The sequence below is a fragment of the Sagittula stellata E-37 genome, assembly GCF_039724765.1.
GTDB lineage: Bacteria > Pseudomonadota > Alphaproteobacteria > Rhodobacterales > Rhodobacteraceae > Sagittula > Sagittula stellata.
In genome coordinates, this window is sequence record NZ_CP155729.1 from 2,718,585 (window position 1) to 2,743,699 (window position 25,115).

Here is a 25,115-nt window from a genome sequence, read left to right on the forward strand (position 1 = left end):
ATGCAGATTATGAGTTTGCGTCATGGATACAACTATGAAACACGCGATGCCATCAGCGAAGGAGACGACAGGATGAGCGACGCATTGACCAAGGCCCTGGCCGAGCGCGACTGGCTTCTGGCCGATGGCGCCACGGGAACCAACCTGTTCAACATGGGGCTGATGTCGGGCGATGCGCCGGAATTCTGGAACGAGACGGAGCAGGACAAGATCCGCGCCCTCTACAAGGGGTCGGTGGATGCCGGCTCGGACCTTTTCCTGACCAACTCCTTTGGCGCCAACGCGTCGCGCCTGAAGTTGCACGATGCCGCGCACCGGGCTTACGAACTGTCGAAACGCGCCGCCGAACTGGGCCGCGAGGTGGCCGATGCCGCCGGTCGCCAGATCATCGTCGCCGGCTCTGTCGGCCCGACCGGAGAGATCATGGGCGCCGCTGGCAATCTGTCACACGAACGCGCGGTCGAGATGTTCGAGGAAACCGCGCGCGGCCTGATGGACGGCGGTGCCGACGTCCTGTGGGTCGAGACGATCTCGGCCCCCGAGGAATTCCGCGCCGCCGCCGCGGCTTTCGACAACATCGGCGCGCCATGGTGTGGCACGATGAGCTTCGATACCGCCGGGCGCACGATGATGGGCGTCACCTCGCAGGACATGGTCGCGCTTGTCGACAGTCTGCCAAACCCGCCCATCGCCTTCGGGGCAAACTGCGGCGTCGGCGCATCGGACCTGATGCGCACCGTGCTGGGTTTCGCGGCGACCGGAACGGACCGTCCGATCATCGCCAAGGGCAACGCTGGCATCCCGAAATACGTCGACGGGCATATCCACTACGACGGCACCCCAGAACTTATGGCGGACTACGCCTGCCTCGCCCGTGACGCGGGTGCGCGCATCATCGGCGGATGCTGTGGCACCATGTCCGTTCACCTCGCGGCCATGCGCGCTGCGCTGGAAACACGTGCGCCCCAACCGCGCCCGACGCTTGAGGTCATTGCCGAGAAACTGGGGGGCTTCTCCTCCGCATCCGACGGCACTGGCGAAGACGAGGGCGCGGGCCGCGAACGCCGCGGGCGCCGCCGCAGGGGATGAATGGCCTGACCCTGCATGCGGTGCGCACGTGCCGCGATGCCGCCCTTCGGTCAGAACAGACTCATCTGGTCGCCAGCTTTCGGGGGCACGCGGAACAGGTCGCACCTCAGGTCGGGTTGCGGCCGGTCAAGGTTCAGGCGCCGGACAGCGCGCTGGAACCGCTGGGCCAGCAGGTCGGCATAGACGCCTTCCCCCTTCATCCGATGGAACCACTTGGAGGAATAGACCTCTCCGCCGTGCATGTCGCGCAGGTGTCCCATGATCCGCGCAGCCCGGTCGGGATAGTGCGCCTCCAGCCATTCCTGCCAAAGCCCGGCAACTTCGCGCGGGAGGCGCAGCATGATGTAGCTTGCAGCACTGGCACCGGCATCGGCACCTGCCGCAAGGATCGCCTCCAACTCGGGGTCGGTCAGCGCCGGCACCATGGGCGAGGCCATGACACGCACCGGAACACCGGCGTCCACGAGGGCGCGGATGGTGGCGATCCTGCGGGCGGGACGCGGGCAGCGCGGCTCCATCCGCCGAGACAGGGTGTCGTCCAGCGTCGTGACGGAGATGCCGACACGCGCCAGACCCTGCGCCGCCATCTCCGACAGGATGTCGATGTCGCGTTCGATCAGCGTTCCCTTCGTGACGATGGCCACCGGGTGCCGGAAGTCTCGCAACACCTCCAGGCAGGCCCGCATGATACCGCGATCCCGCTCCACCGGCTGGTAAGGATCGGTGTTCGTCCCGATGGCGAGCGGCGCGACGCTGTACCGGCGCGCCGCCAATTCCCGCGCCAGGACTTCCGGCGCATTCGGGCGCGCAACCAACCGCGTTTCGAAGTCGAGCCCGGGCGACAGGCCCAGATAGGCGTGCGTTGGCCGGGCGAAACAGTAGATGCACCCGTGTTCGCACCCGCGGTACGGGTTCAGCGACCGGTCGAACGGCAGATCGGGGGAGCGTACGTAGTTCACCGCCGAACGGGCGCTTTCCTCGCGCACCTCGGTCACGAATGCCGGACGGTCCTCGGGGATGTCCCAGCCGTCTTCCGTCTCCACCCGGTCGAACCGCTCGAACCGTCCCGTGTCGCGGCTCAGCGCGCCACGCGCCCGGCGCCGGTCGTCCGGCAATATGCGATGCTCATGATCCATGCACGCACACTAGAACTTAACGTGAACACGCGCAATGTGGCGCCATTCGCCTTGCGGCGCGTCGGTAGAACTCTGCCCAATGTCGCAATCCGCCAATTGACGCGACTGTAAAACGACGATTAGTCGCAGGGAGGGCCCTGCCCAAATGCACCCTGCGCAGCGCAGAAGGAAAGACATCCATGTCCGATGAAGACGACGACATCATCCTCTCCGAACTCGACGACGAAGAACTCGTCCAACAGATGTTCGACGACCTCTACGACGGTCTTAAGGAAGAGATCGAAGAAGGCGTCAACATCCTGCTCGAGCGTGGCTGGGCCCCTTACCGCGTTCTCACAGAGGCGCTTGTCGGCGGCATGACAATCGTTGGACGCGACTTTCGCGACGGCATCCTTTTCGTGCCCGAAGTGCTTCTGGCCGCGAATGCGATGAAGGCGGGCATGGCCATCCTGAAGCCGCTGCTGGCAGAGACCGGCGCACCACGCATGGGCAAGATGGTCATCGGCACCGTCAAGGGCGACATCCACGACATCGGCAAGAACCTTGTCTCCATGATGATGGAAGGCGCCGGTTTCGAGGTGGTCGACCTGGGCATCAACAACCCGGTGGAAAAGTACCTCGACGCGCTCAAGGCCGAAGAGGCCGATATCCTCGGCATGTCGGCCCTTCTGACCACCACCATGCCTTACATGAAGGTCGTCATCGACACCATGAAGGAACAGGGCATCCGCGACGACTACATCGTTCTCGTGGGCGGCGCGCCCTTGAACGAAGAATTCGGCAAGGCGATCGGCGCCGACGCCTATTGCCGCGACGCCGCCGTGGCGGTCGAGACGGCCAAGGAATTCATCGCCCGCAAGCACAATCAGATGCGCGCCGGCTGACGCTTTGTCCGCTCGGCTTCCACTTCGGACGGCGGCCTCAAATTGGCCGCCGTCTTCTCCAAAGGGCCAAATGCAACACGCCGCCGGATCGCAAGCGCGGTGTTGACGCGGCGTCGCGCAGCGCGATTGTTGAGCAATGTGCATTTGTGGCGGTCAAACACACGAAGCGTTGACAAGATTACTGTTTTACTCTCGGCGGCTTTGCCTCATATTGAGTGGGAGAGGAGATCGGTATGCCTGTGACATCCTTCGCCATGATTGTCTGTTCCGCGGTCTGCGCGGCGGTCCTTGCGGTTTGGGCCTTGTCGAGCTGGGGCATCCTGCCCGTCCTGCCGATCTTTCTGATACTGGTTCTTATCGCCCGCTGGGCGATGGCGCCTGTCCCTTATGACGACAGCACATCTTCCTGACGACTCGACCCTGACCACCGACGGGATGCGGCCTTCCGGCAAAGGGCGCGTTCTCTTGATCGCCTGTGGCGCGCTGGCGCGGGAAATCCTTGCTTTGAAACGGCTGAACGGGTGGGATCACATCGACCTGACCTGCCTGCCCGCAATCCTGCACAACGCCCCGGACCGTATCACCGACGCGGTGCGCGGAGCGGTGGCAAGCCATGGGACGCGCTACGACCGTATTGCCGTGGTCTACGCGGATTGCGGCACCGGCGGTCACCTGCAGACCGCCTGCGCGGAGCTTGGAGTCGAAATGATGGCCGGCCCGCATTGCTACGCCTTCTTCGACGGGCTGGACCAATTCGCGTCACGGGACGAGATCACCGCCTTCTACCTCACCGATTTCCTTGCGCGGCAGTTCGATGCCTTCGTCTGGAAACCCCTGGGACTGGACCGACATCCGGAGTTGTTGCCGATGTACTTCGGCCATTATGAAACTCTGGTCTATCTCGCCCAGACTGACGATCCCGCTCTGACCGCGCGCGCCGAATCCTGTGCCGACCGCCTTGGCCTTGCCTTTGAACGGCGCTTTACCGGTTACGGTGAGCTGGCCTCGACGCTGGAGCGATGGGCCGCGGCCTGACGACAGCCTTGCGGACCGTCATTCTGCAGGCGCCAGCGATTCCTTTAGAACGGTTGAAATCGGCACCAGCGCAATGGTGTTGCCGCGGTCCTGAAGCCCCCAGAGGAGCAGCGCCGAGATCGTGTCCGCGCGCAGCCGCCCCAGCATGATCACCGCCCCTTCCTGGCGGGCCCGGAAAGCCGCCTGGTCGAGCGTCCGTCGGATCAGGCCCTGATCCTGCCCTTCGCTGTCGAGATCCCGGAAGAGTGTCGCGGAGGGCACCCCTTCCTTCGCCGCGAGTTTCTGCGCGGTGTTCAGGCCTTTCGGAACCATGACAAGCCCGTGCCCCGTCGACCCGAGGAAGGCCGCCGCCTGCATCGACACTTCGCGACTGCCCTGAAGGCCGCCTGACGGATCTTCCAACACACCCACGGCGCCGGGGATTGCATCGAAGAGACCCGTCAGGCTCACTTCGACATCGGACGCCACGGCCCCCTCCGGCATGTCGCCCAGGGCCAGCACCTCGAACCCGCGTTCCCTGTACCCCTCTGCCGCGCCTTTCGGATCGGGATGCGCGGGCGAGATCGCGAAACTGACCGGAAAGGGAAAAGTCTCCAGTTCCTCGGGCCCCATCGGGCCGGAGCCATCGTCTACCAGGATCAACGACATCCGTGGCACGTCCGTCTGAGGGGTGAAGCGCGACGCGTACTTCACTAGAGGGCTGTCGGGTCCAAGCGGATCGGCGACCGTTTCCAACGCTTCGGGTTCTTCGGTCGCCACTGGCGTTTCGGCCTCGGCCCCTATTGTAGGAAGGCGCCCTTCCGAAACGGCAGGCGCCCGATCGGCCAGCGAACCCGCGGGCGTCCCAATGGTGGGCCTGCCCGGTGTTTCCTTCGGATCGTCAGCGGCCAATTCCGGCGCGTCTTCGGGTTCGAGTGTGACCGGTGCGGGCACTTCGGATGTCGCCGTTTCGACCGGCGGCGCAGCGTCTTCGACAGCCTCCGGCCCAGCCTCTGCGGCGGGCTCGGGCGGTGACTCGATTGCGGCAGGCGGTGCGACCGGCGCTTCCTCCGTCACGGCAAGCTGGGTATCCGCTTCAGGCTGGAGCGGAGCCTCCGGTTCTGCCGGGGTTTCTCCTACGTCCGGCGCAGGGGCGGCATCTGGCTCACTTCCCACGGCATCGGTCGTTTCAAGAACGGAAGACGGCGCTTCCGGCACGACGGCGGGCGTTTCAGGGATGCTTTCCTCGGCTGGCAACACTGCGACGACATCGTCGTCCACCGACACATCGGATGCAGGCATCGTTTGAGCATTTGTTGCCGGAGGCGTACCGCTAAGGGACGGCGATGGAGTCGGCAGGACTCGTGCCCGGACGTCTTCCGGTACGCCGGTAGCCAGTGATAACGCCCCGGCCCCAAGCCCAGAGACGACGATGCCAACCACCGCTCCTGCCAGAAATCCCCGTGCCATGCACCCCTACTCCCCTCGCTGTCCCGTTGCTTTCGGGTCCTGACGTTTCTCGCGTCGTGTCACGTGGGCATTCTGCGGCCCCGTACCCATGGACATACCGTGGCCTCAAGCCCTTGACGCCGCAAGACCCTCCTGCGCATTTATACCCCGACACAAGTGCCGCCCGCCATCCCAGAAAGGCCGCGAAATGCTGCTCCTGATCGATAATTACGACAGTTTCACCTACAACCTCGTGCATTACCTCGGCGAACTGGGCGCCGATGTTCAGGTCTGGCGAAACGATGCGATCGATGTGCAGCGGGCCATCTCGATGAACCCGGCGGGTATCGTCCTCAGCCCCGGCCCCGGTACACCCTCGCAGTCCGGCATCTGCTGCGCGCTGACCGAAGCGGCCGCCGAAACAGGCACACCGCTGTTCGGCGTGTGCCTGGGACACCAGACGATCGGACAGGTTTTTGGCGGTATCGTGCAGAGACATACCGAAATCGTGCACGGAAAGATGGGTGAGATCCATCACGAGGGAGAAAGCGTCTTCAAGGGACTGCCTTCGCCGCTTCAGGCCACCCGGTATCACTCCCTTGTCGTCGACCGGGCCAGCCTGCCTTCGTGCCTCAAGGTGACGGCAGAACTGTACGACGGAACGATCATGGGCCTGGCACATGAAGACCTGCCGATCCACGGTGTCCAGTTTCACCCCGAAAGCATCGCGTCGGAGCATGGACATGCCATGCTCCGTAACTTCCTCGACGTATTGAAAGTCCCGGCATGAGCGACGATCTCAGACCCCTGATCGGCGCATCTGCCGACCGCGCCCTGACCCGTGACGAGGCGGAGCGCGCCTTTACCACGCTGTTCAACGGCGAAGCGACGCCCGCCCAAATCGGCGGTCTTCTGATGGCGATGCGCACGCGCGGCGAAACGGTGGACGAATACGCCGCAGCCGCCGCAGTGATGCGCGCGAAATGCAACAAGGTCCACGCGCCGGAAGGTGCGATGGACATCGTCGGCACCGGTGGTGACGGCAAAGGCACGTTGAACATCTCGACGGCGACGGCCTTTGTCGTGTCTGGGGCGGGTGTAACGGTGGCCAAGCACGGCAATCGCAACCTCTCGTCGAAGTCCGGAGCAGCCGACGCGCTTTCCCAGCTCGGGATCAACGTGATGCTGCCCGCCGAACGTGTCGAGAAGGCGCTGCGGGACGTGGGCATCTGCTTCATGATGGCGCCGATGCATCATCCGGCGATGGCGCATGTCGGGCCGGTCCGAGCCGAGCTTGGAACCCGAACGATCTTCAACATCCTCGGGCCGCTGACCAATCCGGCGGGCGTGAAACGGCAGTTGACCGGCGCCTTCACCCGCGACCTTATCCGCCCCATGGCTGAGGTTCTCGGCAAGCTCGGGTCCGAACGTGCGTGGCTGGTGCACGGCTCTGATGGTACGGACGAGCTGAGCATCGCGGGCGTGTCGTGGGTGGCATCGCTGGAAGAGGATGGCAGCATCCGCGAGGTCGAGCTGCACCCCGAAGACGCCGGCCTGCCCGAACATCCGTTCGAAGCGATCATCGGCGGCACCCCGGAAGAGAACGCCAAGGCCATGACCGCTTTGCTGGCCGGTGCGCCCTCGGCCTATCGCGATGCTGTCCTGCTGAACGCCGCCGCAGCGCTGACCATCGCGGGCCGGGCATCAGACTTGCAAGAAGGCGTCGCGCTGGCCGCCGAGAGCATCGATTCCGGCGCGGCGAAGGAGAAGATCGAGGCACTGGCGAAAGCCACTCGGGCTGAATGAAACCTCCCCAATCCTGGTGCCAACTGCCGTTCTTCCAGCAGGATCTTCCCCGTATCGCTGCGGATCTTGCAGGCAAGGACGATGTTCTGCCACCAGGGGACGAACGTTTCGCGGCCCTGGAGGCCTGCGCACCTGCCGACGTCAAGGTGGTGATCCTTGGCCAGGATCCCTACCCCACGCCGGGCCACGCACATGGATTTGCGTTTTCCGTCGCACCGGAGGTTGCCCTCCCCCGATCGCTGAACAACATCTACAAGGAGATGTCCGAAGATCTGGGATCCTGTCCGGCAAACGGCGATTTAAGGTTCTGGGCCGATCAGGGCGTCCTTTTGCTTAACACCGCCCTTACAGTTCCCGCGGGTCAGGCCGGTGGCCATTCGAGGCTCGGATGGTCCGAACTGACGCGCCAGGTGCTGAATAGCCTGTCCGACAAGCCACGTGCTTTCCTGTTATGGGGCAAGCATGCCCAAGGCTTCGCCAGCGACATACATGGCGACAGCCATCTCGTTCTGAAGACAGCACATCCGTCGCCCTTGTCCGCCCGTCGCGGCTTTTTCGGCTCGCGGCCCTTTTCCCGCATCAACGACTGGCTTAAGACGCAAGGCGCCGCACCTATCAACTGGACCGGAGAGGCGCCATGACCCAGACGATCCTCGACAAGATCAAGGCCTACAAGCTGGAGGAGATCGCCGCCGACAAGCGCGCCAAACCGTTGTCCGAGGTCGAGGCCGAAGCCCGCGAAGCATCGCCTGTCCGGCCCTTTGCCAAAGCACTGTACGAGGCGGCACGGACCGGTTACGGTTTGATTGCCGAGGTCAAGAAAGCCAGCCCGTCCAAGGGGTTGATCCGCTCCGACTTCGAACCGGCGCGGCTCGCGCAAGCTTATGAGGCCGGTGGCGCCACCTGCTTGTCAGTGCTGACCGACACGCCATCTTTTCAGGGTGCGAAACACTTCCTTGTCGAAGCCCGCCAGGCCACCGCACTGCCCGTCTTGCGCAAAGACTTCATGTACGACACGTTCCAGGTTGCAGAGGCGCGCGCGCTTGGGGCGGACTGCATCCTTATCATCATGGCCTCCGTTTCGGACGGACAGGCGGCGGAACTCGAAGACGCCGCGGCGACATGGGGCATGGATGCCCTGATTGAGGTGCACGACGAGGCAGAGCTCGACCGCGCGCTTGATCTGAAATCGCCGCTGATCGGGATCAATAACCGTAACCTGAAGACGTTCGAGACGACGCTCGACACGACCCGGACTCTGTCAAAACGTTTGCCTGAGGGACGCTTCCTGATCTCCGAATCCGGTCTCAATACGCCTGCCGATCTGGCAGACATGGCCGGTTACGGTGCCCGTGCTTTCCTGATCGGCGAAAGCCTGATGCGCCAGGAGAATGTGCGGGAAGCGACCGAAACCTTGCTGAAAAATCCCGTTCCGGCCTGAGAGTGACCATGAGCGACCTGACGCATTTCGACGATCGCGGCGCAGCCCATATGGTGGACGTTTCCGAAAAGGCGGTGACGGCCCGCGTCGCCACCGCCGAAGGCTGGGTCCGTATGGCACAAGAGACATTCAACCTGATCACCGAGGGGCATGCCAAGAAGGGTGACGTGATCGGCGTCGCACGGCTGGCCGGGATCATGGGCGCGAAGAAGACGCCCGAACTGATCCCGCTCTGTCACCCCTTGCCCGTGACCAAGGTGTCCGTTGACCTCGAACCCGACGCGGATCTTCCGGGCCTGCGCATTGCTGCGACGGTCAAGACAACCGGCCAGACCGGGGTTGAAATGGAAGCGCTGACCGCGGTCTCGACCGCAGCGTTGACCGTCTACGACATGGTCAAGGCGGTCGACAAGGCGATGGAGATCGGGGGCATCCGGGTGATCCTGAAAGACGGAGGAAAATCCGGGCGTTACGAGGCATCATGATCTCGGTCGCTGAAGCCCTCGCACAGTTGTTCTCTCTTGTGCGACCGATGGAGACGGAAGAGATTCCGCTGGTGTCGGCGTCGGGCCGGACATTGGCGCGCGCCGTTTCGGCAAAGCGAGACCAGCCACCTTTCCCCTCCTCGGCCATGGACGGTTATGCGGTGGCTGATGCTGCTCCGGGGATGACCTTTACCGTGATCGGCGAAAGTGCCGCAGGTCATCGGTTCGACCGCGCAGTTGCCGAAGGTCAAGCCGTGCGCATCTTCACCGGCGCCCCCGTACCGGCAGGCGCAACCCACGTGGTGATCCAGGAAGACGTGACGCGGGACGGCGACCTTATCACAGTGGGGAACAGGCTGGACCAAGGGGCCAACATCCGGCCAGCTGGCACCGACTTTGCGGAAAACGCCCGTTTTGATGCCCCGAAAACCCTCAACCCGTTCGATATTGCTCTGCTCGCCTCGATGAACGTCGCTCGCGTGCCGGTGGCTCGGAAGCCGAAGGTTGCCCTGATCTCTACCGGGGACGAACTAGTGATGCCCGGGGAAACTCCGGGTCCCGATCAGATCATCGTGTCGAACACCTTCGGCCTGCATGCCCTGCTGAGCGCAAATGGCGCCGCGCCGCGTATCCTGCCCATCGCGCGGGACAACAAGGACTCTCTCAGGCACGCCTTCTCGCTGATTGACGACGCCGATCTGGTCATTACCATCGGCGGTGCGTCTGTCGGCGACCACGACCTTGTGGCCCCTGTCGCGGCAGAACTGGGCATGGACCGCGCCTTCCACAAGGTGGCGATGCGGCCCGGCAAACCCCTCATGTCCGGCAGGCTGGCCGAGACGATGATGATCGGACTGCCGGGCAACCCGGTCTCTGCAATGGTCTGCGGACAGGTCTTTGTCCTGCCGGTGATCCGCGCCATGCTGGGCCTTCCCCGGCAGGCTGCGCCCCGACGCTCCGCTTTGCTGAAGGACGCCCTGCCCGCGAACGGCAATCGCGAACACTACATGCGCGCCATTCTGGACACGGACGGACTTCGGGCTGCGACGCGCCAGGACTCCAGCCTGCTGAGCGTTCTGAGCGGCGCCAATGCCCTGCTGGTCCGCCCGGTAGACGATCCTGCACGCGAGGTCGGTGAGCGCGTGGAGTACATTCCACTCAACTGATACTAGATCTTGTCCTCCCCAAGACCGTTGACACAAAACGGGAACATGCGTAGAACAAACGCTAACGCGGCCTGCCTGGCGCAGGGTGCGGCACAAAAACGGGTATGGGGCACGAGCATGCTGACCAAGAAACAACTGGACCTGCTGGATTTCATCAACAAGCGGATGGCGCGTGACGGTGTGCCGCCCAGCTTCGACGAGATGAAGGATGCGCTCGACCTGCGGTCCAAATCCGGCATCCACCGGTTGATCACCGCACTGGAAGAGCGCGGCTTTATCCGTCGGCTTGCGCATCGTGCCCGCGCGATCGAGATCGTCAAGCTGCCCGAAAGCCTCGGCGGTGCGCCAGCCGGGTTTTCGCCGCGCGTGATCGAGGGCGACCGCCCTGACAACACGCCCGGCCGCGCGACCGAGATCAACACTCTGGATGTGACGGAGCTGCCAATCATGGGCCGCATCGCCGCCGGCGTGCCCATCGAGTCGATCAACGACGAGCCGCCGGGCATCGCAGTGCCGGGCATGATGCTGAAGGGTCAGGGCCGCCACTATGCGCTGGAAGTTCGGGGCGACTCGATGATCGAGGCGGGTATCAACGATGGCGATGTCGTCGTGATACGCGAAACCAGCGATGCAGCGGACGGTGACATCGTGGTGGCCCAGATCGAGGGCTACGAGGCGACGCTCAAACGCTTTCGCCGCAAGGGTGAGATGATCGTTCTGGAAGCGGCAAACCCCGCGTACGAGCCGCGCGTGCTTCCACGTGGGGACGTCAATGTGCAAGGACGCCTTGTCGGATTGATCCGCACTTACTGACCTGACCGAAAACGCAAAATCGCCAGTCCTGGGCGCGCCGGTTCGGCGCCGAGCCAGAGACGGCGACCCGAGCGCTCGCTCGCCGTTTCCACACGCAGGCCGCCGGGTGTGCTCCAGAGCGCGACGGACCCGGTGGCGCCAAGCGTGACGGGATCGAAGACCCGGCAAGTGCCGTCGATGGCGATGTCCACGCTGGCCACCACAATCTGGTCTGAGACGCAGCGGGTCAGAAGGCGGGCCGCGCGCTTTCCTTGAACGTGGATCACCTGCCCGACCGTGCTGTCCGCTTGTGCAAAACGATTACGGTGTGTACCGGGCCAACGACGCGCCGCGTCATCTTGTGTGCCGCCGCGTCCGTCGTTTTCCAGCCAGTTGTCGGCGATGAACCCCGCGCCCTGATCGCGTGACAAGCCCCGACCCTGCGGTGTCATGATACCGACCAGCGAACCGTTGTCTGCGATCAGCACGTCCGGCCTTTGCGTCTGGGACCAGAGCGCGACGGCCACCGCCACGGGAATCAGCCCGGCCAGCCGCGCCCTGCCCCGCCACAGGCACAGGACCAGCCCGCCTGCCGCGATCGTCGGCAGGACGACCGGTGGCGGTGCGACGACAGGTCTGACCGATCCGGGCCAGTCAGAGACGGCACGGGCGACCCAAAGTATCCAGTCGAGTCCCAGCGCCATAACGTGCAGGGCGATCCAGTCCAGACCCAACGGCATCAGCAGGCCCGCGACCACGCCCAGCGGAACCACGACGACGCCCATCACCGGAACAGAAACGAGGTTGGCCAATAGTCCGTAGACCGATGCCTGGTTGAAATGCGCCATGCCGACGGGCGCTGTCGCCGCCCCCGCCACGGCGGACGAGACGAAGACGGACAGCACTGGGCCCAGCCAGCCAGGCCATTTTCGCCCCGCGCGCGCCGCGCTCAGCCGTTCGAAGACCGCGACCAGAGCCGTCGTCGCGGCAAACGACATCTGGAAGCCCGGCCCCAGCAGCGCCTCTGGTTGCAGGATCAGCACCACAAGTGCCGCAATGGCCACGGAGCGCAATGACAATGCCCGACGATCCAGCAGCAGTGCGGTCAGCGCGGCGGCCACCATGATGAAGGCGCGTTCGGTCGCAACATTGCCGCCCGACAAGCCCAGATACGCCGCCGCCGCCACGAGGGCACCCGTTGCGGCAATCTTCTTGACCGGCCAGTGGTGACGGACGCGCGGCACAAGCAACAAAGCGAGACGCAGCGTGCCGAAGACGAATCCCGCCAACAGCCCCATGTGCAATCCTGATATGGCCAGCAGATGTGCGAGATTGGTGTCGCGCAGGTCCTGGAGCGTGTCCGCGCCCATCCCGGCCCGGTCGCCGGTCATGATTGCGGCGGCAAACGCGCCGGTCTCTCCTTCCAGGACCGATTGAACATGCGCGGAGAGTGCCATGCGCGCACGGGTGACCGTCAAGCCGGAGGCAAACCCTCGGGGCGGCGGTTCGAGCATCAGGACCGGCGTGCGGGTGTATCCTACTGCGCCGATCTGTTGAAACCACGCATGGCGGCGGAAATCGAAACCTCCGGGCTCTACCGCGCCGCCGGGTGGTCCGAGGTGTCCGGTCAGGATGACCGTCATGCCCGGCAGTGGCTTCAACGGTTGCAGATCGCCGTGCAGGGAAACGCGGACATGGCGCGGCACATCATTGGGGTCCATTCGTTCAAGCACCACGTTGTCCAGCGTCAGTCGCGTGGCGTCGGAGGCGGAGCGGTCGATGTCCACAACGCGGCCTTCGATGGCACCGTAGTAGCGGAAGTCGATGACCGGCCCGGCGACGGCATGGGCACGCATCCCGGCCAGCCCGAAGCCGGCGCAGATCAGACCGAGTGCGGCCAGCAGCGGGCCGGCAACCTCGCCGGCGCGGGCGTGGAAGAAGATCAGCGCGGCAGGCAGGAATGCCAGCCAAAGCATCAGGACCGGAGGTTCCCACCGTATCTGGAAGTAAAGCCCGATGCCGCAGCCCAGGAAGACCGGGACCCATGGAAACAGCCAACCGCACTGTGCCCCCATCGCTTCGGCGATCCGGCGGAATAACCTCATCATCGGCAGGCAGACCCCTGCTTGCCCCGGCACCGGGCGCCGGGTTAGGAACGCTCAAACTCTAGCCCCGCCATCCCTAGGATAAGGTTAACCAAGATGTCCGCCGCTTCGTCCCGGGTTGTCACCCGCTTTGCCCCTTCGCCCACCGGTTTCCTTCACATCGGCGGAGCACGCACGGCCCTGTTCAACTGGCTGTATGCGCGCGGGCGGGACGGTCAGTTCCTGCTGCGCATCGAGGACACGGACCGAGCCCGCTCCACCCCGGAGGCGACAGAGGCGATCCTGAAGGGGCTGTCCTGGCTTGGCCTCGACCACGACGGCGAAGTCATCAGCCAGTTCGAGCGCGCTGACCGCCACGCCGAGGTTGCGCAAGAACTGCTGGAGAAAGGCGCCGCCTACAAGTGCTTCTCGACGCAGGAAGAGATCGAGGCCTTCCGCGAAGCCGCCCGCGCCGACGGCCGTTCCACCCTGTTCCAGAGCCCGTGGCGCGACGCCGATCCATCGTCTCAACCCGATCTGCCATATGTCGTGCGCCTGAAGACACCGCAGGACGGCGAGACCGTGATCAACGACGAGGTGCAGGGCACGGTCAGGATCCGCAACGACCAGCTCGACGATATGGTGCTGCTGCGGTCCGATGGCACGCCGGTCTACATGCTGGCGGTCGTGGTCGACGACCACGACATGGGCGTGACCCATGTCATCCGCGGCGACGACCACCTCAACAACGCCGCGCGCCAGATGGGCATCTACACCGCGATGGGATGGGACTTGCCGGTCTATGCACATATCCCGCTGATCCATGGGCCCGACGGCAAGAAACTGTCCAAGCGGCACGGCGCACTCGGGGCGGACGAGTACCAAAAGATGGGGTACCCGGCGGCCGGGATGCGGAACTACCTCGCAAGGCTGGGTTGGAGCCACGGCGACGACGAATTCTTTACCGACGATCAGGCAATCGAGTGGTTCGACCTGAATGGAATCGGTAAGTCGCCCGCACGTTTCGACTTCAAGAAGCTCGAAAACCTGTGTGGTCAACATATAGCTGTCGCAGAGGATGCCGCGTTGCTGCAAGAAATCGAGGCTTTCCTTGATGCAAACGGGCGTGAACCGCTGTCCGCCGAACAGCGCGACGGCTTGTTGCGTGGTATGTACAGCCTGAAGGAGCGCGCCAAGTCTTTCCCGGAACTCCTTGAAAAAGCAGAGTTTATCCTTGCGTCTCGGCCGATCTCACCGGACGAGAAGGCACAAAAGGCCCTCGATACGGTATCCCGTGGTATACTGGTCAAGTTGACGCCGCACTTGCAAAATGCTAGCTGGACGCGAGAGGAATTGGAGGCGGCGATGAACCGCTTCTGCGAAGAACAGGGGACCAAGTTCGGCAAGCTTGCAGCGCCGCTTCGTGCGGCCTTGGCGGGCCGGTCCGTGACTCCTTCGGTCTTCGACATGATGCTGGTCCTGGGACGGGAGGAAAGCCTTTCCCGTATTCAGGACCAGGCGGCCGACGGGCGCGCTTGAAGCGCACCTCGGCCATGTGAGACCTACCCGGTCGGGCCGTCCGATGCGGCCCGGCCCCACCATTTAAGGCAAGGATGACAAGCATGGCTGACGCCCAGAAGACTGCGACTCTGACCCTGGAGGGCAAGAACTACGAGTTGCCCGTCCACTCCCCGACCGCCGGGCCCGATGTTATCGACATCCGCAAGCTTTACGGCCAGGCCGGCGTTTTCACCTACGACCCGGGCTTCACGTCCACCGCGTCCTGCGATTCCACCATCACCTTCATCGACGGTGAGAAGGGTGAGCTTCTGCACCGCGGCTATCCCATCGACCAGCTCGCCAGCAAGTCGCACTACCTCGAAGTCTGTTTCCTGCTGCTCTACGGCTACCTGCCGAAGGCCGAGGAACTCGAAAACTTCGAAAGCACGATCACCCGCCACACCATGCTGCACGAGCAGATGCAGTACTTCTTCCGCGGTTTCCGCCGCGACGCACACCCGATGGCGGTCATGGTGGGCGTGGTCGGTGCCATGGCGGCCTTCTACCACGATTCCACCGACATCAACGACGAGCGGGAGCGCGAGATCGCTTCGCACCGCCTGATCGCCAAGATGCCGACCATCGCGGCATGGGCCTATAAGTACTCCATCGGCCAGCCCTTCGTGTATCCGCGCAACGATCTCGATTACGCGGCCAATTTCCTGCACATGTGTTTCTCCGTTCCGGCGGAGCGGTATGACGTCGATCCGATCCTGTCGCGCGCGATGGACCGGATCTTTACCCTGCACGCCGACCACGAGCAGAACGCCTCCACCTCCACGGTGCGCCTGGCGTCGTCGTCCGGGGCGAACCCGTTCGCCTGCATCGCCGCGGGTGTGGCCTGCCTCTGGGGACCTGCTCACGGTGGCGCGAACCAGGCATGTCTCGAAATGCTGAAGGAAATCGGCAGCCCGGACCAGATCCCGGAGTACATCGCGCGCGCCAAGGACAAGAATGACCCGTTCCGCCTGATGGGCTTTGGGCACCGCGTCTACAAGAACTTCGACCCGCGCGCCAAGGTGATGAAGCAATCGGCGGACGAAGTGCTGGACCTGCTGGGAATCGAGAACAACCCGATCCTCGCCACGGCGAAGGAACTGGAACAGCAGGCCCTCGCCGATCCGTATTTTGCCGAAAAGAAGCTGTTCCCGAACGTGGACTTCTATTCGGGCATCATCCTGGAGGCCATGGGCTTCCCGACGTCGATGTTCACGCCGATCTTCGCGCTGTCGCGGACTGTCGGCTGGGTGTCCCAGTGGAAGGAAATGCTCGCGGATCCGCAGAACAAGATCGGACGCCCGCGCCAGCTCTACCTTGGCGAAACGGAGCGCGATTACGTCAATATCGAAAACCGCTGACGCCTGTCGGACCTGACTTTTTAAACCCCCGGAGCCTGAGCTTCGGGGGTTTTCCTTTATTAAGAGCTTGCCGGCGTCTCGGTCAGCGACCTTCATAGACTGCGGGACGTTTCTCCATGAAGGCTACGACCCCTTCCTTGAAGTCGCGCGTCTTGCCGCATTCGCCCTGCAGGCGCGACTCCACCGCAAGCTGTTCTTCGAGTGTGTTGTCCGTGGCGGCGTATAGCGCTTGCTTGACCCGGGCATAAGCCGCCGTCGGCCCCTGTGCGAGAGATGCGGCGCGTTGTGCCACGTGGTCGCGGAAGGTGGCGTCAGGGACCGCTTCCCAGATCATGCCCCACTGATCGGCCTGCATGGCGGTCACCTTCTCGGCGAACAGTGCGGCGCCCATGGCCTTCGCGAGACCGATCTGGCGCGGCAGGAACCACGTCCCACCTGCGTCCGGGATCAAGCCGATCTTGGTGAACGCCTGCATGAAGAAGGCGGACTCGGTGGCGATCACCACGTCGGCCGCCAGCGCAAGATTCGCCCCTGCCCCCGCCGCCGCTCCGTTCACCGCACAGATCGTCGGAACCGGGCAGTCGTATATTGCCTTGAGCATCGGCACGTATTCGTCCCGAAGCACCCGTTCGAGGTCGAGATTGGCCGCTGTCTCCCGATCGCCAAGGTCCTGGCCCGAGCAGAACGCGCGCCCCTCGCCGGTCATCACCACCACACGCGCCTCGCGCCCGCCCGCCCCGAAGGCGTCGGCAATTTCTGCCCGCATCTGCGTATTGAGCGCGTTCATGACGTCCGGCCTGTTCAGCGTGATGGTCGCGACATCGTCCCTAACGGCGTAGTTGATCGTTTCGTAAATCATCGGGCATCTCCTCTGTCGGAGCGCATCAAACACCGGAGCGCGGGGATTGGCAAAGTGAAACGCCGCGTCCCTTCGGTGGGTTTTTCGGGTGGACCTGCAAAGCACCCGGAGCCGCGGAACCCGCAAGATGCGGGAGGGTGCCCAAGCTGCAGAGCAAGCGCGTACCGTCCGCAGCATCCGGCCAAAGATCAGTTGTTCAGCAATTCTTCCAGCCGCCGACGTTCTTCGTCCGACAATTCGTCCTGAACAGTTTCCGGAGCCCGTGACCGGCGCCGGATGTAAGCCAGGCCCAATCCCATAGCGATCACAAACATCAAGGGTCCGGCGGCCCAAAGCAGCCAGTTCCATCCGCCCGCCGTCGGTTTCAGCAGAACGAACTCACCGTAGCGGTCCACGATGAACTCCACGGCTTCGGCATCGCTATCACCGGCCACCAGCCGCTCCCTGACCAGCAACCGCAGGTCCCGCGCGAGCGAGGCATTGCTGTCGTCGATGCTTTCGTTCTGGCACACGAGGCAGCGCAGACCGGCGGATATGTCGCGCGCGCGCGCCTCAAGCGCCGGGTCGTCCAGCATCTCGTCCGGCTGGACCGCAAGTGCCAAGTTGGCGGCAAACGCGAAGACCAGAACCAAAAGGCAAAGTGGACCCGCGATCCACCCCCGCATATCTCTTCGCCCGATCATTCCGCGGGAACGCCCTGCATGCGCGCGGTCTTGCGGGCGCCGGCGGCCACGCGATAGCGCCGGTCGCTCAGGCTCAGAAGGCCACCGATGGCCATCAGGATGCATCCGCCCCAGATCCAGTTCGCCAGCGGCTTAATGTAGGACCGCATCACCCAGCCCCCGTTGTCTTGCGGATCGCCGATCACCACGTAGACGTCACGCAGGAAACGGTAATCGATGGCCGCTTCGGTGGTGGGCATCTGCTGGACCGGGTATGTCCGCTTTTCCGGGAATAGGCGCGCCATCTCGTTGCCGTCCTGGGACAGGATCACCTCGCCCGTGGTGGACATGTAGTTCGGCCCCTGCACGCGCTGCACATCCGTCAGTTCGAGGGTGTAGGCGCCGACGTCGAAGGGTTCGCCCACCTGTGCGACACGGATGTCCTCCTGCTGCCAGGCCAGCAGCCCGGATACGCCGAGGATCGTGATGCCGAGCCCCGCGTGGGCCACCGTCTTGCCCCATTCGGCGCGCGGCAGGCGCAGAAGACGGCCGAGTTCCCGTTTCTGGCCCGTGCGGCTCCAGAGGTCTGTCAGCGACCCGGCGATGACCCAGGCCCCCAGGAAAACACCGATCGGCCCCAGCAGCGTCCGTCCGGTCTGCATGGCCCAGACGAGTCCCGCCAGCGCCACGGCAAGGATAAAGGCCGGCACCAGTTGCCGCGTCACTCGGCCGATAGACCCGCGTTTCCATGCCAGCATGGAGCCAACGGGCAGGATCAGTCCCAGTACGATCATGAACGGCGGGAATGCCATCTCGAAGAAAGGCGCGCCGACCGAGAGTTTCCGGTCAAAGGCCATCTCGGCGACGAGCGGCCACATCGTTCCGACGAAAACCACGAAGGAGGACACCGCCAGCAGGATGTTGTTCGCAACCAGCGCGGATTCCCGGCTGACGACACCGAAGACGCCCTTCGCCTCCATCGTCGACGCACGCGCCGCGAACAGCGTCAGCGCCCCGCCAGTGAAGAAAACGAGGATGGCAAGGATAAAGACGCCCCTTTCAGGGTCGTTGGCGAAGGCGTGGACGGAGGTCAGAACACCGGACCGAACGATAAACGTCCCGATCAGCGAGAACCCGAAGGCCAGGATCGCCAGGAGCACGGTCCAGCTTTTCAGCGCCTCGCGTTTCTCGACCACGATGGCGGAATGCAGCAGCGCCGCCGCGAAGAGCCAGGGCATGAAAGAGGCGTTCTCGACCGGGTCCCAGAACCAGAACCCGCCCCAGCCCAGTTCGTAGTAGGCCCACCACGATCCCAGTGCGATGCCGATTGTGAGGAAGACCCACGCGGCCAACGTCCAGGGCCGCACCCAGCGGCCCCATGCGGCGTCCACGCGCCCCTCGATCAAGGCGGCGACTGCAAAGCTGAAGCAGATCGAAAGGCCCACGTAGCCGAGATAGAGGAACGGCGGATGGAAGGCGAGCCCGGGGTCCTGCAGGAGCGGGTTCAGGTCCTGTCCGTCCAGCGGCGGGATGGCCATGCGCAGGAACGGATTGGAGGTGAACAGGATGAACGCGAAGAAGGCCGCGGCAATCAGCGACTGGATGGCCAGAACGCGCGCCCGAAGAGTCGGCGGCAGGTTGCCCCCGAACCACGCAGCCATCGCCCCGAAGAGAGCAAGGATCAGCACCCACAGCAGCATGGAGCCCTCGTGGTTGCCCCAGACGCCGGAGAATTTGTACAGCAACGGCTTGGCGGAGTGGCTGTTCAACACGACCAGCCGCAGCGAGAAATCCGACACGACGAACGAATAGGTCAATGCCGCGAATGAGGCCGCCACCAGAAGTAACTGCGCAGTTGCGGCGGGTTCGGCCACGGCCATCCACCCCGGCCACCTTCGGTGTGCCCCGATCAGCGGCACCGTCGCCTGCACGAGGCTGACGAGAAAAGCGAGGATAAGGGCGAAGTGTCCGAGCTCTGCAATCATGCCGCCGGTTATAGGTGTCTGGCAACGCCGGGCCAAACGAAATCGCGCGGATCATCCGTTCACTTTGTCGCGGGCAACCGTTGCGCTCTGTTGCCTTGGCCATTGCATGGCGACACGATGAAAGGAAACAGGCGCCGGCCAGTGCCCGACGCCTGTCTTGTAGGTTTCTTGTGAGGTGTCCTCAGGATGCCTTGCGCCAGTCGTTCAGGGCCGCATTGTCGCCGGATGCCTCGAACACCTCTGGCTCACGGGCATCGGCATTCACCTGCGCGCCGCCCCTTAACGCCTCTACGTCGTGCACTGTCTGCACCACCTGCGGCACAGCCGCCATGGTCACTGCGATCTCACGTTGGAATTCCTGTCCCTTCGCCTGATGGCGCGCGCCGAAATAGAAGCTGACAATCGCACCGAGCAGCCACCACAGAGGTTCAGGTACAAGCGCGATCCCGGCCATGCGTGCCGCGAACCAGACGGGATCGACCATCGCCGCCACGAAAAGGCCCATTGTGCCAAGCGCCATGGCCGGGCGCGGGATGCGGTTGAGTGCGTCCATCAGTCGGTCGAACCAGCCACGGTCCGCCACCCGGAACTCCGTCCCGAACTGGCCGAGCGCGGCCTGCTGGGCCATCGCCTCGCGCACCGCGTCCTGTTCGGCGTTCACCCGGAAGACCTCGGCAGTGTCGCGGATCACGTTCCTGCCGTTGCCGAACAACGTCTCAAGAAGACCCTGCACTATCCCCATGTCGCCACCCGAGCCTGAAACTCAGCATCTGTCATGTGATAACGGGCCGAGATGAATTCCTCTGCGCGACGGATCCAGCCACCCTTTCCACCCGCCCGAGTGCGAGCGTACTTGCGCGAGGCCGGGCGCTGGTCCGCCAGACGGAAATAATAGTTGCGCCGCGCGATCCCATAGGCATCCGCCATGTGGTTCGGTGCCTTGACATAGGCGCGCGCGCAAGCGGCGATGGTCAGCGGGCCGATGGCTCCGTCGACGCTGACCTGTTCTCCCATTTCCACCAACAGCCGCTGAAGGATACGCACCGCATTGGCACCGGCATTGACGTACATGTCGAAGACCGTCGCCTGCAGCGCCTCCGGCAATTCCGCGATGCGCGGACGCAGGAAATAGTGTTCGAGGTAGATTTCCACCGCCTGCGCACGTGTGATGCGCTTCACGTCCTGGGCGTCGACCGCACCATCGCGTGTCAGGTCGAGACCAAGCCGCCGCATGGTATGCACCGTCACCCCGTACTTCGTGGCGCCGCCAGGATCGTCGGGATCATTGACATAGCCACCCTCGCGCGCAACGATTTCCTGTGCCATTTGCCGCACATGCTGTGCTGTTGCCATCGTTCTTGCCTCCTCATGAGAGTCACTCGATGCCGCAACCCTGCTGTGGTTTGGTTAACAGCCTTTGTGAGGAGCGCGCGCCGCCATGACGGAGCTGACCGCCGAAGACATCGTTGCGCGTCTGGATCTTGCGCCCCACCCGGAAGGCGGCCACTTCCGGCAAACGTGGATCGCCGAGGCAGAAAATGGGTCGAGACCCGCCGGCACCTGCATCTACTTCCTGCTTAGGGCCGGAGAGAAGAGCCATTGGCACGCCGTCGATGCAACCGAGATCTGGCATTTCTACGCCGGGACGCCTTTGGTCCTGTCCATCTCTGCCGCTCGTGAAGGACCGCGACAGGACGTACTCTTGGGACCGGATCTGACGCAGGGCGAAACCCCGCAGGTCATCGTGCCCGAAGGACACTGGCAGGCGGCGCGGGCGGGAACGGGCTGGGCGCTTGTAGGGTGCACTGTCTCGCCCGGCTTCCACTTCGAAGGCTTCGAACTGGCGCCGCCGGGTTTCGACATTGCCTGACTGAACCGACACAAAGATCGAGAACACTTCCGGAAACGAAACGACCCGGGCTAAGCCCGGGCCGCTCTTGTCGTGTGAAAGGCGTTTACTGCATCTGAGCCGTATCGTACGCCTGCATCTCCGACAGTTGGTCGTTGGAGTACCAGGTCACGACGTCGTAGCCACCGCCTTCAAGCGGTACGAGCTTTGCTTCACCGGACTGCAGCAGCACGAACTTGTCTCCGATGCCGAGGAAACCGCCGACTTCCGCAACGATGCCTTCGATCCCACCGTCAGCGCTGATAACGATGTCCTGCACCGATCCCACGCGGGTCCAGTCCTGGGCCACGGCGTTGAAGGACGCGGTCTTGTCCCACTCGCCTTCGATCACGTAGACACGGTTGCCGATGATAGAGGTGGCGGCCACGTCGCCAGTCACGCCAAGACCGTCTTCGTTCATCGCCATGTCGCTCGGCAGGTCCGCGTCACCGGCCATGGAGTCGGTGCCTTCAGCGGTCTCCATCGTGTCGTTCCCGGCAGCCATGGGATCGGTCGTGTCGGCATTCTCGGCCGACTGCTCTTCCTCTGCCATCGGTGTGTCGGACTCAGCCACATCGGACGCATTTTCCGCGCCGGCCATCGGATCCTCTGACACCGGGGTGTCGTTCGCGTCGGCGGTATCGGTGGCGTCCTGATCCTGTGCCATCGGATCGGTGCTGTCAGCGGTCATCTCGCCGTCGGCGGAGGTGGCCTCCTCGGACGTGCTGTCGACCATGTCTTCGGCATCGGATGCGGAATCGTCGGTCATCGCTTGGTCGGACTGTTCCACCTGATCCTTCGGCAGAAGCTTCGTGTCGTCAGACGCCTGCTGCGCAAGCGCGAAAGCGGGAATCAGCGCGGCGGTTGCGGTCGTCAAAAGAAAGCGTTTCATAGGAATTCTCCATATCCCATCCAGATGACCGGAAAACGCCACCCTCCCTTTTCTGTTCCGCTCAATATTTTCGCATTGGCGCGGAACATTCCGCATTCATCCGCGTTCCACGCCTCTTGCGACGATACTTCACGACACGCTCAACCCTGATTTGTATGGACGAAATGCAGCAATTGCTCGGTAGAGCCGTCCTTTCCGGATATCGGCGCCTCTCCGCTCACCAGCGGTCCAAGCGCAGTCGCCAGCTCCTTGCCCAGCTCCACGCCCCATTGATCATAAGAGTTTATCCCGAGGATCACCCCCTCGACGAACACCCGATGCTCGTAGAGCGCCACGATCTTGCCCAGGGTTTCCGGGTCCAGCGTTTCGTACATCAGCGTCGTCGAGGGCCGGTTGCCCGGGAAAACCCGGTGCCTCGCCTGACGCTCCAACTCGTTCCCCACGAACTTGTCCGCGACCTTGTTGCGCGCTTCGTCGAGGCTCCGGCCACGCATCAGCGCTTCCGATTGTGCCAGGCAGTTCGCGACGAGAAGCTGATGATGATGTGCCAAACCGGGCTCATGCCCTTTCGCGGCGACCATAAACTCGCACGGGATGACCCGCGTGCCCTGATGGATCAGCTGGTAAAAGGCGTGCTGGCCGTTGGTGCCCGGTTCGCCCCACACGACAGGACCGCTGTCGAAGGGCAGATCGGCGCCGTCCATGCTGACACCCTTGCCATTGCTCTCCATCTCAAGCTGCTGGAGGTAGGCCGGCAGCCGCATCAACCGGTTTTCGTACGGCAGCACCGCCCGCGTCGCATACCCCAACCCCTGATTGTGCCAAATCCCCACAAGGGCCAACATGACGGGCAGGTTCGCCGACGGGTGCGCTTCGCGGAAATGGACGTCCATCGCACGCGCGCCGTTCAGGAAGGCCCGAAAATTCTCCGGCCCGATGGCGATCATCACAGACATACCGATGGGGCCCCACATGGAATAGCGTCCACCGACCCAGTCCTCGAAGCCGAAGACGCGTTCCTCCGGGATACCAAAGGCTCCGGCCTTCTCCGCGTTGGAGGACAAAGCGATGAACTTTCCCTCGTCGGAAACACCATGGCTTGCCAACCAGTCCTTGGCCGATCGTGCATTGGTCATCGTTTCGATCGTGGTGAATGTCTTGGACGCCACGATGAAAACCGTTTTCTCCGGATCCAGTCCCTTCAGCGTGTCAGTGATATCGGCGCCATCGACGTTCGACACGAAATGGCAACGCGGTCCGTCGTGGTAGGGTGCCAGTGCCAGCGTCGCCATCACCGGCCCCAGATCGGAACCGCCGATGCCGATGTTCACCACGTCGGTCACGTTGGAGCCCCGCAGTTCACGGGACAGGGCTTCCATCCGTCCGAGTGTCTCCAGCACTTCCGGCATCACATCGTTGCCGTCGACAAGAACCGGATCGCCGTCGAGGTTGCGCAGTGCGGTATGCAGCACCGCGCGCCCTTCGGTCTCGTTGATCTTGGCGCCGCCGAACATCGCTTCGCGCCGCTCCGCGACCTTCGCTTCATTGACCAGCGCCAGCAGTGCGGCCTCGACCTCCGTGTCGATCTGCGTCTTGGAATAGTCGAAGAGCATCCCCAGCGCGGCTACGCTGAACCTCTCGGCACGCCCGGTGTCGGCGAACAGGTCCTCGATCCTGCGATCTCCGATGCGCGCCGCCTGCGCCTTTACAGCCTCGAACATTCCAGTTTCCCCATTGCTCGCCGGGCGTTAGCATCCGGCCTGATTTCAGATGTCTCACTGCTCTGCCGCGCGAAACAGCGGTTCAAAGCGCCCAATGTACCTTGGCCTCATCGAGGACCGCGTTGATGGGCGCCTCGAGAGCCGGTTTTCCACGGGCGCTTTCCAGCACCGCCCGCTTTTCCTCACCGTAGATCAGCACGTGTTTCGACATGGCGCCGTTCAGCACATGCGCCGACAGCGTGATCCGCGGCTCAGGCGCACCGGGGGCACGCATCGCCATCAGGATCGGCGCGTCAGGCTTCAACGCCTCTTCCAGGCGGTCGGCCTCCGGGAACATCGATGCGGTGTGCATGTCCGTGCCCATCCCCAGAAGGACGACGGCCAGCGGAAGCACATCGGCGATGGGCGCACTCAAGTCCTCAAGCGCGTCTTCAGGCGCATCGAAAGGGGCATAGAGGGGCAGAAAACGGGCTTTTGCCGCACGATCGACCAGCAGCCGCGACTTTATCAGCGCAGTGTTTGAGCGCGGGCTGTCCTCCGGCACCCAGCGTTCATCGCCCAGCAGCACATCCACCCGGCTCCAATCCAGGTCTGCCGCGCAGAGATCGTCGAAGATCGGACCGGGTGACGTGCCGCCCGGCACAACCAGTGCAGCACGATCCTCGTGCTGCAGCGCCAGACGCAGGTCGCCCGCCAAACGTTGCGCAAGCTCGATCGACAGCATTTCGCGATCCGGGTACTCGAAAAATTCGTAGGTCAAACCGTCATGTCCTTCCTCGGTCTGTCCGCGGCGCACCCGCCACAGGCGCGCCACTCGTCACTCGGGAGCAAGACCGTCCACTGC

Annotated in this window: 25 protein-coding genes; 14 read left to right on the forward strand and 11 right to left on the reverse strand. The window is 63.7% G+C overall.

Annotated elements, in window-relative coordinates; all coding sequences use genetic code 11:
* Nucleotides 1–72 precede the first annotated feature (72 nt).
* Nucleotides 73–1,089: a betaine--homocysteine S-methyltransferase gene (gene bmt, locus ABFK29_RS12875; protein ID WP_040604826.1), complete on the forward strand. Its 1,017-nt coding sequence runs from the start codon at nucleotides 73–75 to the stop codon at nucleotides 1,087–1,089.
* A 50-nt stretch (nucleotides 1,090–1,139) separates the two neighbouring features.
* Here the strand turns inward: bmt and ABFK29_RS12880 are convergent, their stop codons facing one another.
* On the reverse strand, nucleotides 1,140–2,225 hold the full coding sequence (locus tag ABFK29_RS12880; RefSeq protein WP_005860957.1) for a PA0069 family radical SAM protein: 1,086 nt from the start codon (nucleotides 2,223–2,225) through the stop codon (nucleotides 1,140–1,142).
* A 179-nt stretch (nucleotides 2,226–2,404) separates the two neighbouring features.
* On the opposite strand from ABFK29_RS12880, the gene ABFK29_RS12885 reads away from it, so the two are divergent.
* The 3 genes from ABFK29_RS12885 to ABFK29_RS12895 all read left to right on the forward strand — a co-directional run bounded on the left by ABFK29_RS12885 (nucleotide 2,405) and on the right by ABFK29_RS12895 (nucleotide 4,144).
* The gene (locus tag ABFK29_RS12885; protein ID WP_005860959.1) at nucleotides 2,405–3,109 is read left to right on the forward strand and encodes a corrinoid protein; all 705 of its coding nucleotides are present in this window, start codon (nucleotides 2,405–2,407) and stop codon (nucleotides 3,107–3,109) included.
* A 233-nt stretch (nucleotides 3,110–3,342) separates the two neighbouring features.
* On the forward strand, nucleotides 3,343–3,519 hold the full coding sequence (locus tag ABFK29_RS12890; protein ID WP_005860961.1) for a hypothetical protein: 177 nt from the start codon (nucleotides 3,343–3,345) through the stop codon (nucleotides 3,517–3,519).
* Nucleotides 3,497–4,144: a DUF1638 domain-containing protein gene (locus tag ABFK29_RS12895; RefSeq protein WP_005860963.1), complete on the forward strand. Its 648-nt coding sequence runs from the start codon at nucleotides 3,497–3,499 to the stop codon at nucleotides 4,142–4,144. The genes ABFK29_RS12890 and ABFK29_RS12895 overlap by 23 nt, the downstream gene beginning before the upstream one ends.
* An 18-nt stretch (nucleotides 4,145–4,162) precedes the next feature.
* Here the strand turns inward: ABFK29_RS12895 and ABFK29_RS12900 are convergent, their stop codons facing one another.
* A complete protein-coding gene (locus tag ABFK29_RS12900) occupies nucleotides 4,163–5,425 on the reverse strand; it encodes a divergent polysaccharide deacetylase family protein (protein ID WP_005860965.1) in 1,263 nt (420 codons plus the stop codon).
* Between the two features lie 355 nt (nucleotides 5,426–5,780).
* Between ABFK29_RS12900 and ABFK29_RS12905 the strand changes: the two genes are divergently transcribed.
* From ABFK29_RS12905 to lexA, 7 genes are all read left to right on the forward strand, one after another.
* The gene (locus tag ABFK29_RS12905) at nucleotides 5,781–6,362 is read left to right on the forward strand and encodes an anthranilate synthase component II (protein WP_005860967.1); all 582 of its coding nucleotides are present in this window, start codon (nucleotides 5,781–5,783) and stop codon (nucleotides 6,360–6,362) included.
* On the forward strand, nucleotides 6,359–7,378 hold the full coding sequence (gene trpD / locus ABFK29_RS12910; RefSeq protein ID WP_005860968.1) for an anthranilate phosphoribosyltransferase: 1,020 nt from the start codon (nucleotides 6,359–6,361) through the stop codon (nucleotides 7,376–7,378). Before ABFK29_RS12905 ends, trpD begins: the two co-directional genes overlap by 4 nt.
* Nucleotides 7,375–8,019, forward strand: coding sequence for a uracil-DNA glycosylase (locus ABFK29_RS12915; RefSeq protein WP_005860970.1), 645 nt, complete (start codon nucleotides 7,375–7,377; stop codon nucleotides 8,017–8,019). Before trpD ends, ABFK29_RS12915 begins: the two co-directional genes overlap by 4 nt.
* Nucleotides 8,016–8,819 (forward strand): indole-3-glycerol phosphate synthase TrpC, encoded by an 804-nt coding sequence (trpC, locus tag ABFK29_RS12920; RefSeq protein ID WP_005860972.1) that lies wholly within the window; start codon nucleotides 8,016–8,018, stop codon nucleotides 8,817–8,819. Before ABFK29_RS12915 ends, trpC begins: the two co-directional genes overlap by 4 nt.
* Nucleotides 8,820–8,827: 8 nt before the next feature.
* Nucleotides 8,828–9,304, forward strand: coding sequence for a cyclic pyranopterin monophosphate synthase MoaC (gene moaC, locus ABFK29_RS12925; protein ID WP_005860974.1), 477 nt, complete (start codon nucleotides 8,828–8,830; stop codon nucleotides 9,302–9,304).
* Nucleotides 9,301–10,470: a molybdopterin molybdotransferase MoeA gene (locus tag ABFK29_RS12930; RefSeq protein WP_040604801.1), complete on the forward strand. Its 1,170-nt coding sequence runs from the start codon at nucleotides 9,301–9,303 to the stop codon at nucleotides 10,468–10,470. Before moaC ends, ABFK29_RS12930 begins: the two co-directional genes overlap by 4 nt.
* Nucleotides 10,471–10,587: 117 nt before the next feature.
* Nucleotides 10,588–11,283 carry a transcriptional repressor LexA gene (gene lexA, locus ABFK29_RS12935; RefSeq protein WP_005860978.1) on the forward strand — a complete coding sequence of 232 codons (696 nt, stop codon included), beginning with the start codon at nucleotides 10,588–10,590 and terminating at the stop codon, nucleotides 11,281–11,283.
* Here the strand turns inward: lexA and ABFK29_RS12940 are convergent.
* The gene (locus ABFK29_RS12940; RefSeq protein WP_157136544.1) at nucleotides 11,277–13,370 is read right to left on the reverse strand and encodes a ComEC/Rec2 family competence protein; all 2,094 of its coding nucleotides are present in this window, start codon (nucleotides 13,368–13,370) and stop codon (nucleotides 11,277–11,279) included. The genes lexA and ABFK29_RS12940 overlap by 7 nt on opposite strands.
* 93 nt (nucleotides 13,371–13,463) lie before the next feature.
* On the opposite strand from ABFK29_RS12940, the gene gltX reads away from it, so the two are divergent.
* Together gltX and gltA are read left to right on the forward strand one after the other, a co-directional pair.
* Nucleotides 13,464–14,885, forward strand: coding sequence for a glutamate--tRNA ligase (gene gltX / locus ABFK29_RS12945; RefSeq protein ID WP_005860981.1), 1,422 nt, complete (start codon nucleotides 13,464–13,466; stop codon nucleotides 14,883–14,885).
* An 83-nt stretch (nucleotides 14,886–14,968) separates the two neighbouring features.
* The gene (gene gltA / locus ABFK29_RS12950) at nucleotides 14,969–16,264 is read left to right on the forward strand and encodes a citrate synthase (protein WP_005860983.1); all 1,296 of its coding nucleotides are present in this window, start codon (nucleotides 14,969–14,971) and stop codon (nucleotides 16,262–16,264) included.
* Between the two features lie 82 nt (nucleotides 16,265–16,346).
* Here the strand turns inward: gltA and ABFK29_RS12955 are convergent, their stop codons facing one another.
* The 5 genes from ABFK29_RS12955 to ABFK29_RS12975 form a co-directional block, all read right to left on the reverse strand.
* Nucleotides 16,347–17,123, reverse strand: coding sequence for an enoyl-CoA hydratase-related protein (locus tag ABFK29_RS12955; protein WP_005860985.1), 777 nt, complete (start codon nucleotides 17,121–17,123; stop codon nucleotides 16,347–16,349).
* A 188-nt stretch (nucleotides 17,124–17,311) separates the two neighbouring features.
* Complete coding sequence (locus tag ABFK29_RS12960) at nucleotides 17,312–17,788, reverse strand: cytochrome c-type biogenesis protein CcmH (protein WP_050772448.1); 477 nt, start codon at nucleotides 17,786–17,788, stop codon at nucleotides 17,312–17,314.
* A 14-nt stretch (nucleotides 17,789–17,802) separates the two neighbouring features.
* A complete protein-coding gene (locus tag ABFK29_RS12965; protein WP_005860989.1) occupies nucleotides 17,803–19,770 on the reverse strand; it encodes a heme lyase CcmF/NrfE family subunit in 1,968 nt (655 codons plus the stop codon).
* A 181-nt stretch (nucleotides 19,771–19,951) separates the two neighbouring features.
* Nucleotides 19,952–20,512, reverse strand: a complete 561-nt coding sequence (locus ABFK29_RS12970) for a holin family protein (protein ID WP_040604802.1) — start codon at nucleotides 20,510–20,512, stop codon at nucleotides 19,952–19,954.
* Nucleotides 20,503–21,123: a holin-associated N-acetylmuramidase gene (locus ABFK29_RS12975; RefSeq protein WP_040604803.1), complete on the reverse strand. Its 621-nt coding sequence runs from the start codon at nucleotides 21,121–21,123 to the stop codon at nucleotides 20,503–20,505. Before ABFK29_RS12975 ends, ABFK29_RS12970 begins: the two co-directional genes overlap by 10 nt.
* Before the next feature lie 85 nt (nucleotides 21,124–21,208).
* Here ABFK29_RS12975 and ABFK29_RS12980 point away from each other — a divergent pair, with 85 nt between their 5' ends.
* On the forward strand, nucleotides 21,209–21,640 hold the full coding sequence (locus ABFK29_RS12980) for a cupin domain-containing protein (protein ID WP_005860995.1): 432 nt from the start codon (nucleotides 21,209–21,211) through the stop codon (nucleotides 21,638–21,640).
* A gap of 85 nt (nucleotides 21,641–21,725) precedes the next feature.
* Here the strand turns inward: ABFK29_RS12980 and ABFK29_RS12985 are convergent, their stop codons facing one another.
* From ABFK29_RS12985 to pgl, 3 genes are all read right to left on the reverse strand, one after another.
* On the reverse strand, nucleotides 21,726–22,550 hold the full coding sequence (locus ABFK29_RS12985; protein ID WP_005860997.1) for a PRC-barrel domain-containing protein: 825 nt from the start codon (nucleotides 22,548–22,550) through the stop codon (nucleotides 21,726–21,728).
* Between the two features lie 140 nt (nucleotides 22,551–22,690).
* The gene (gene pgi / locus ABFK29_RS12990; RefSeq protein ID WP_005860999.1) at nucleotides 22,691–24,271 is read right to left on the reverse strand and encodes a glucose-6-phosphate isomerase; all 1,581 of its coding nucleotides are present in this window, start codon (nucleotides 24,269–24,271) and stop codon (nucleotides 22,691–22,693) included.
* Nucleotides 24,272–24,353: 82 nt separating this feature from the next.
* Complete coding sequence (gene pgl, locus ABFK29_RS12995) at nucleotides 24,354–25,031, reverse strand: 6-phosphogluconolactonase (protein WP_040604804.1); 678 nt, start codon at nucleotides 25,029–25,031, stop codon at nucleotides 24,354–24,356.
* Between the last annotated feature and the right edge of the window lie 84 nt (nucleotides 25,032–25,115).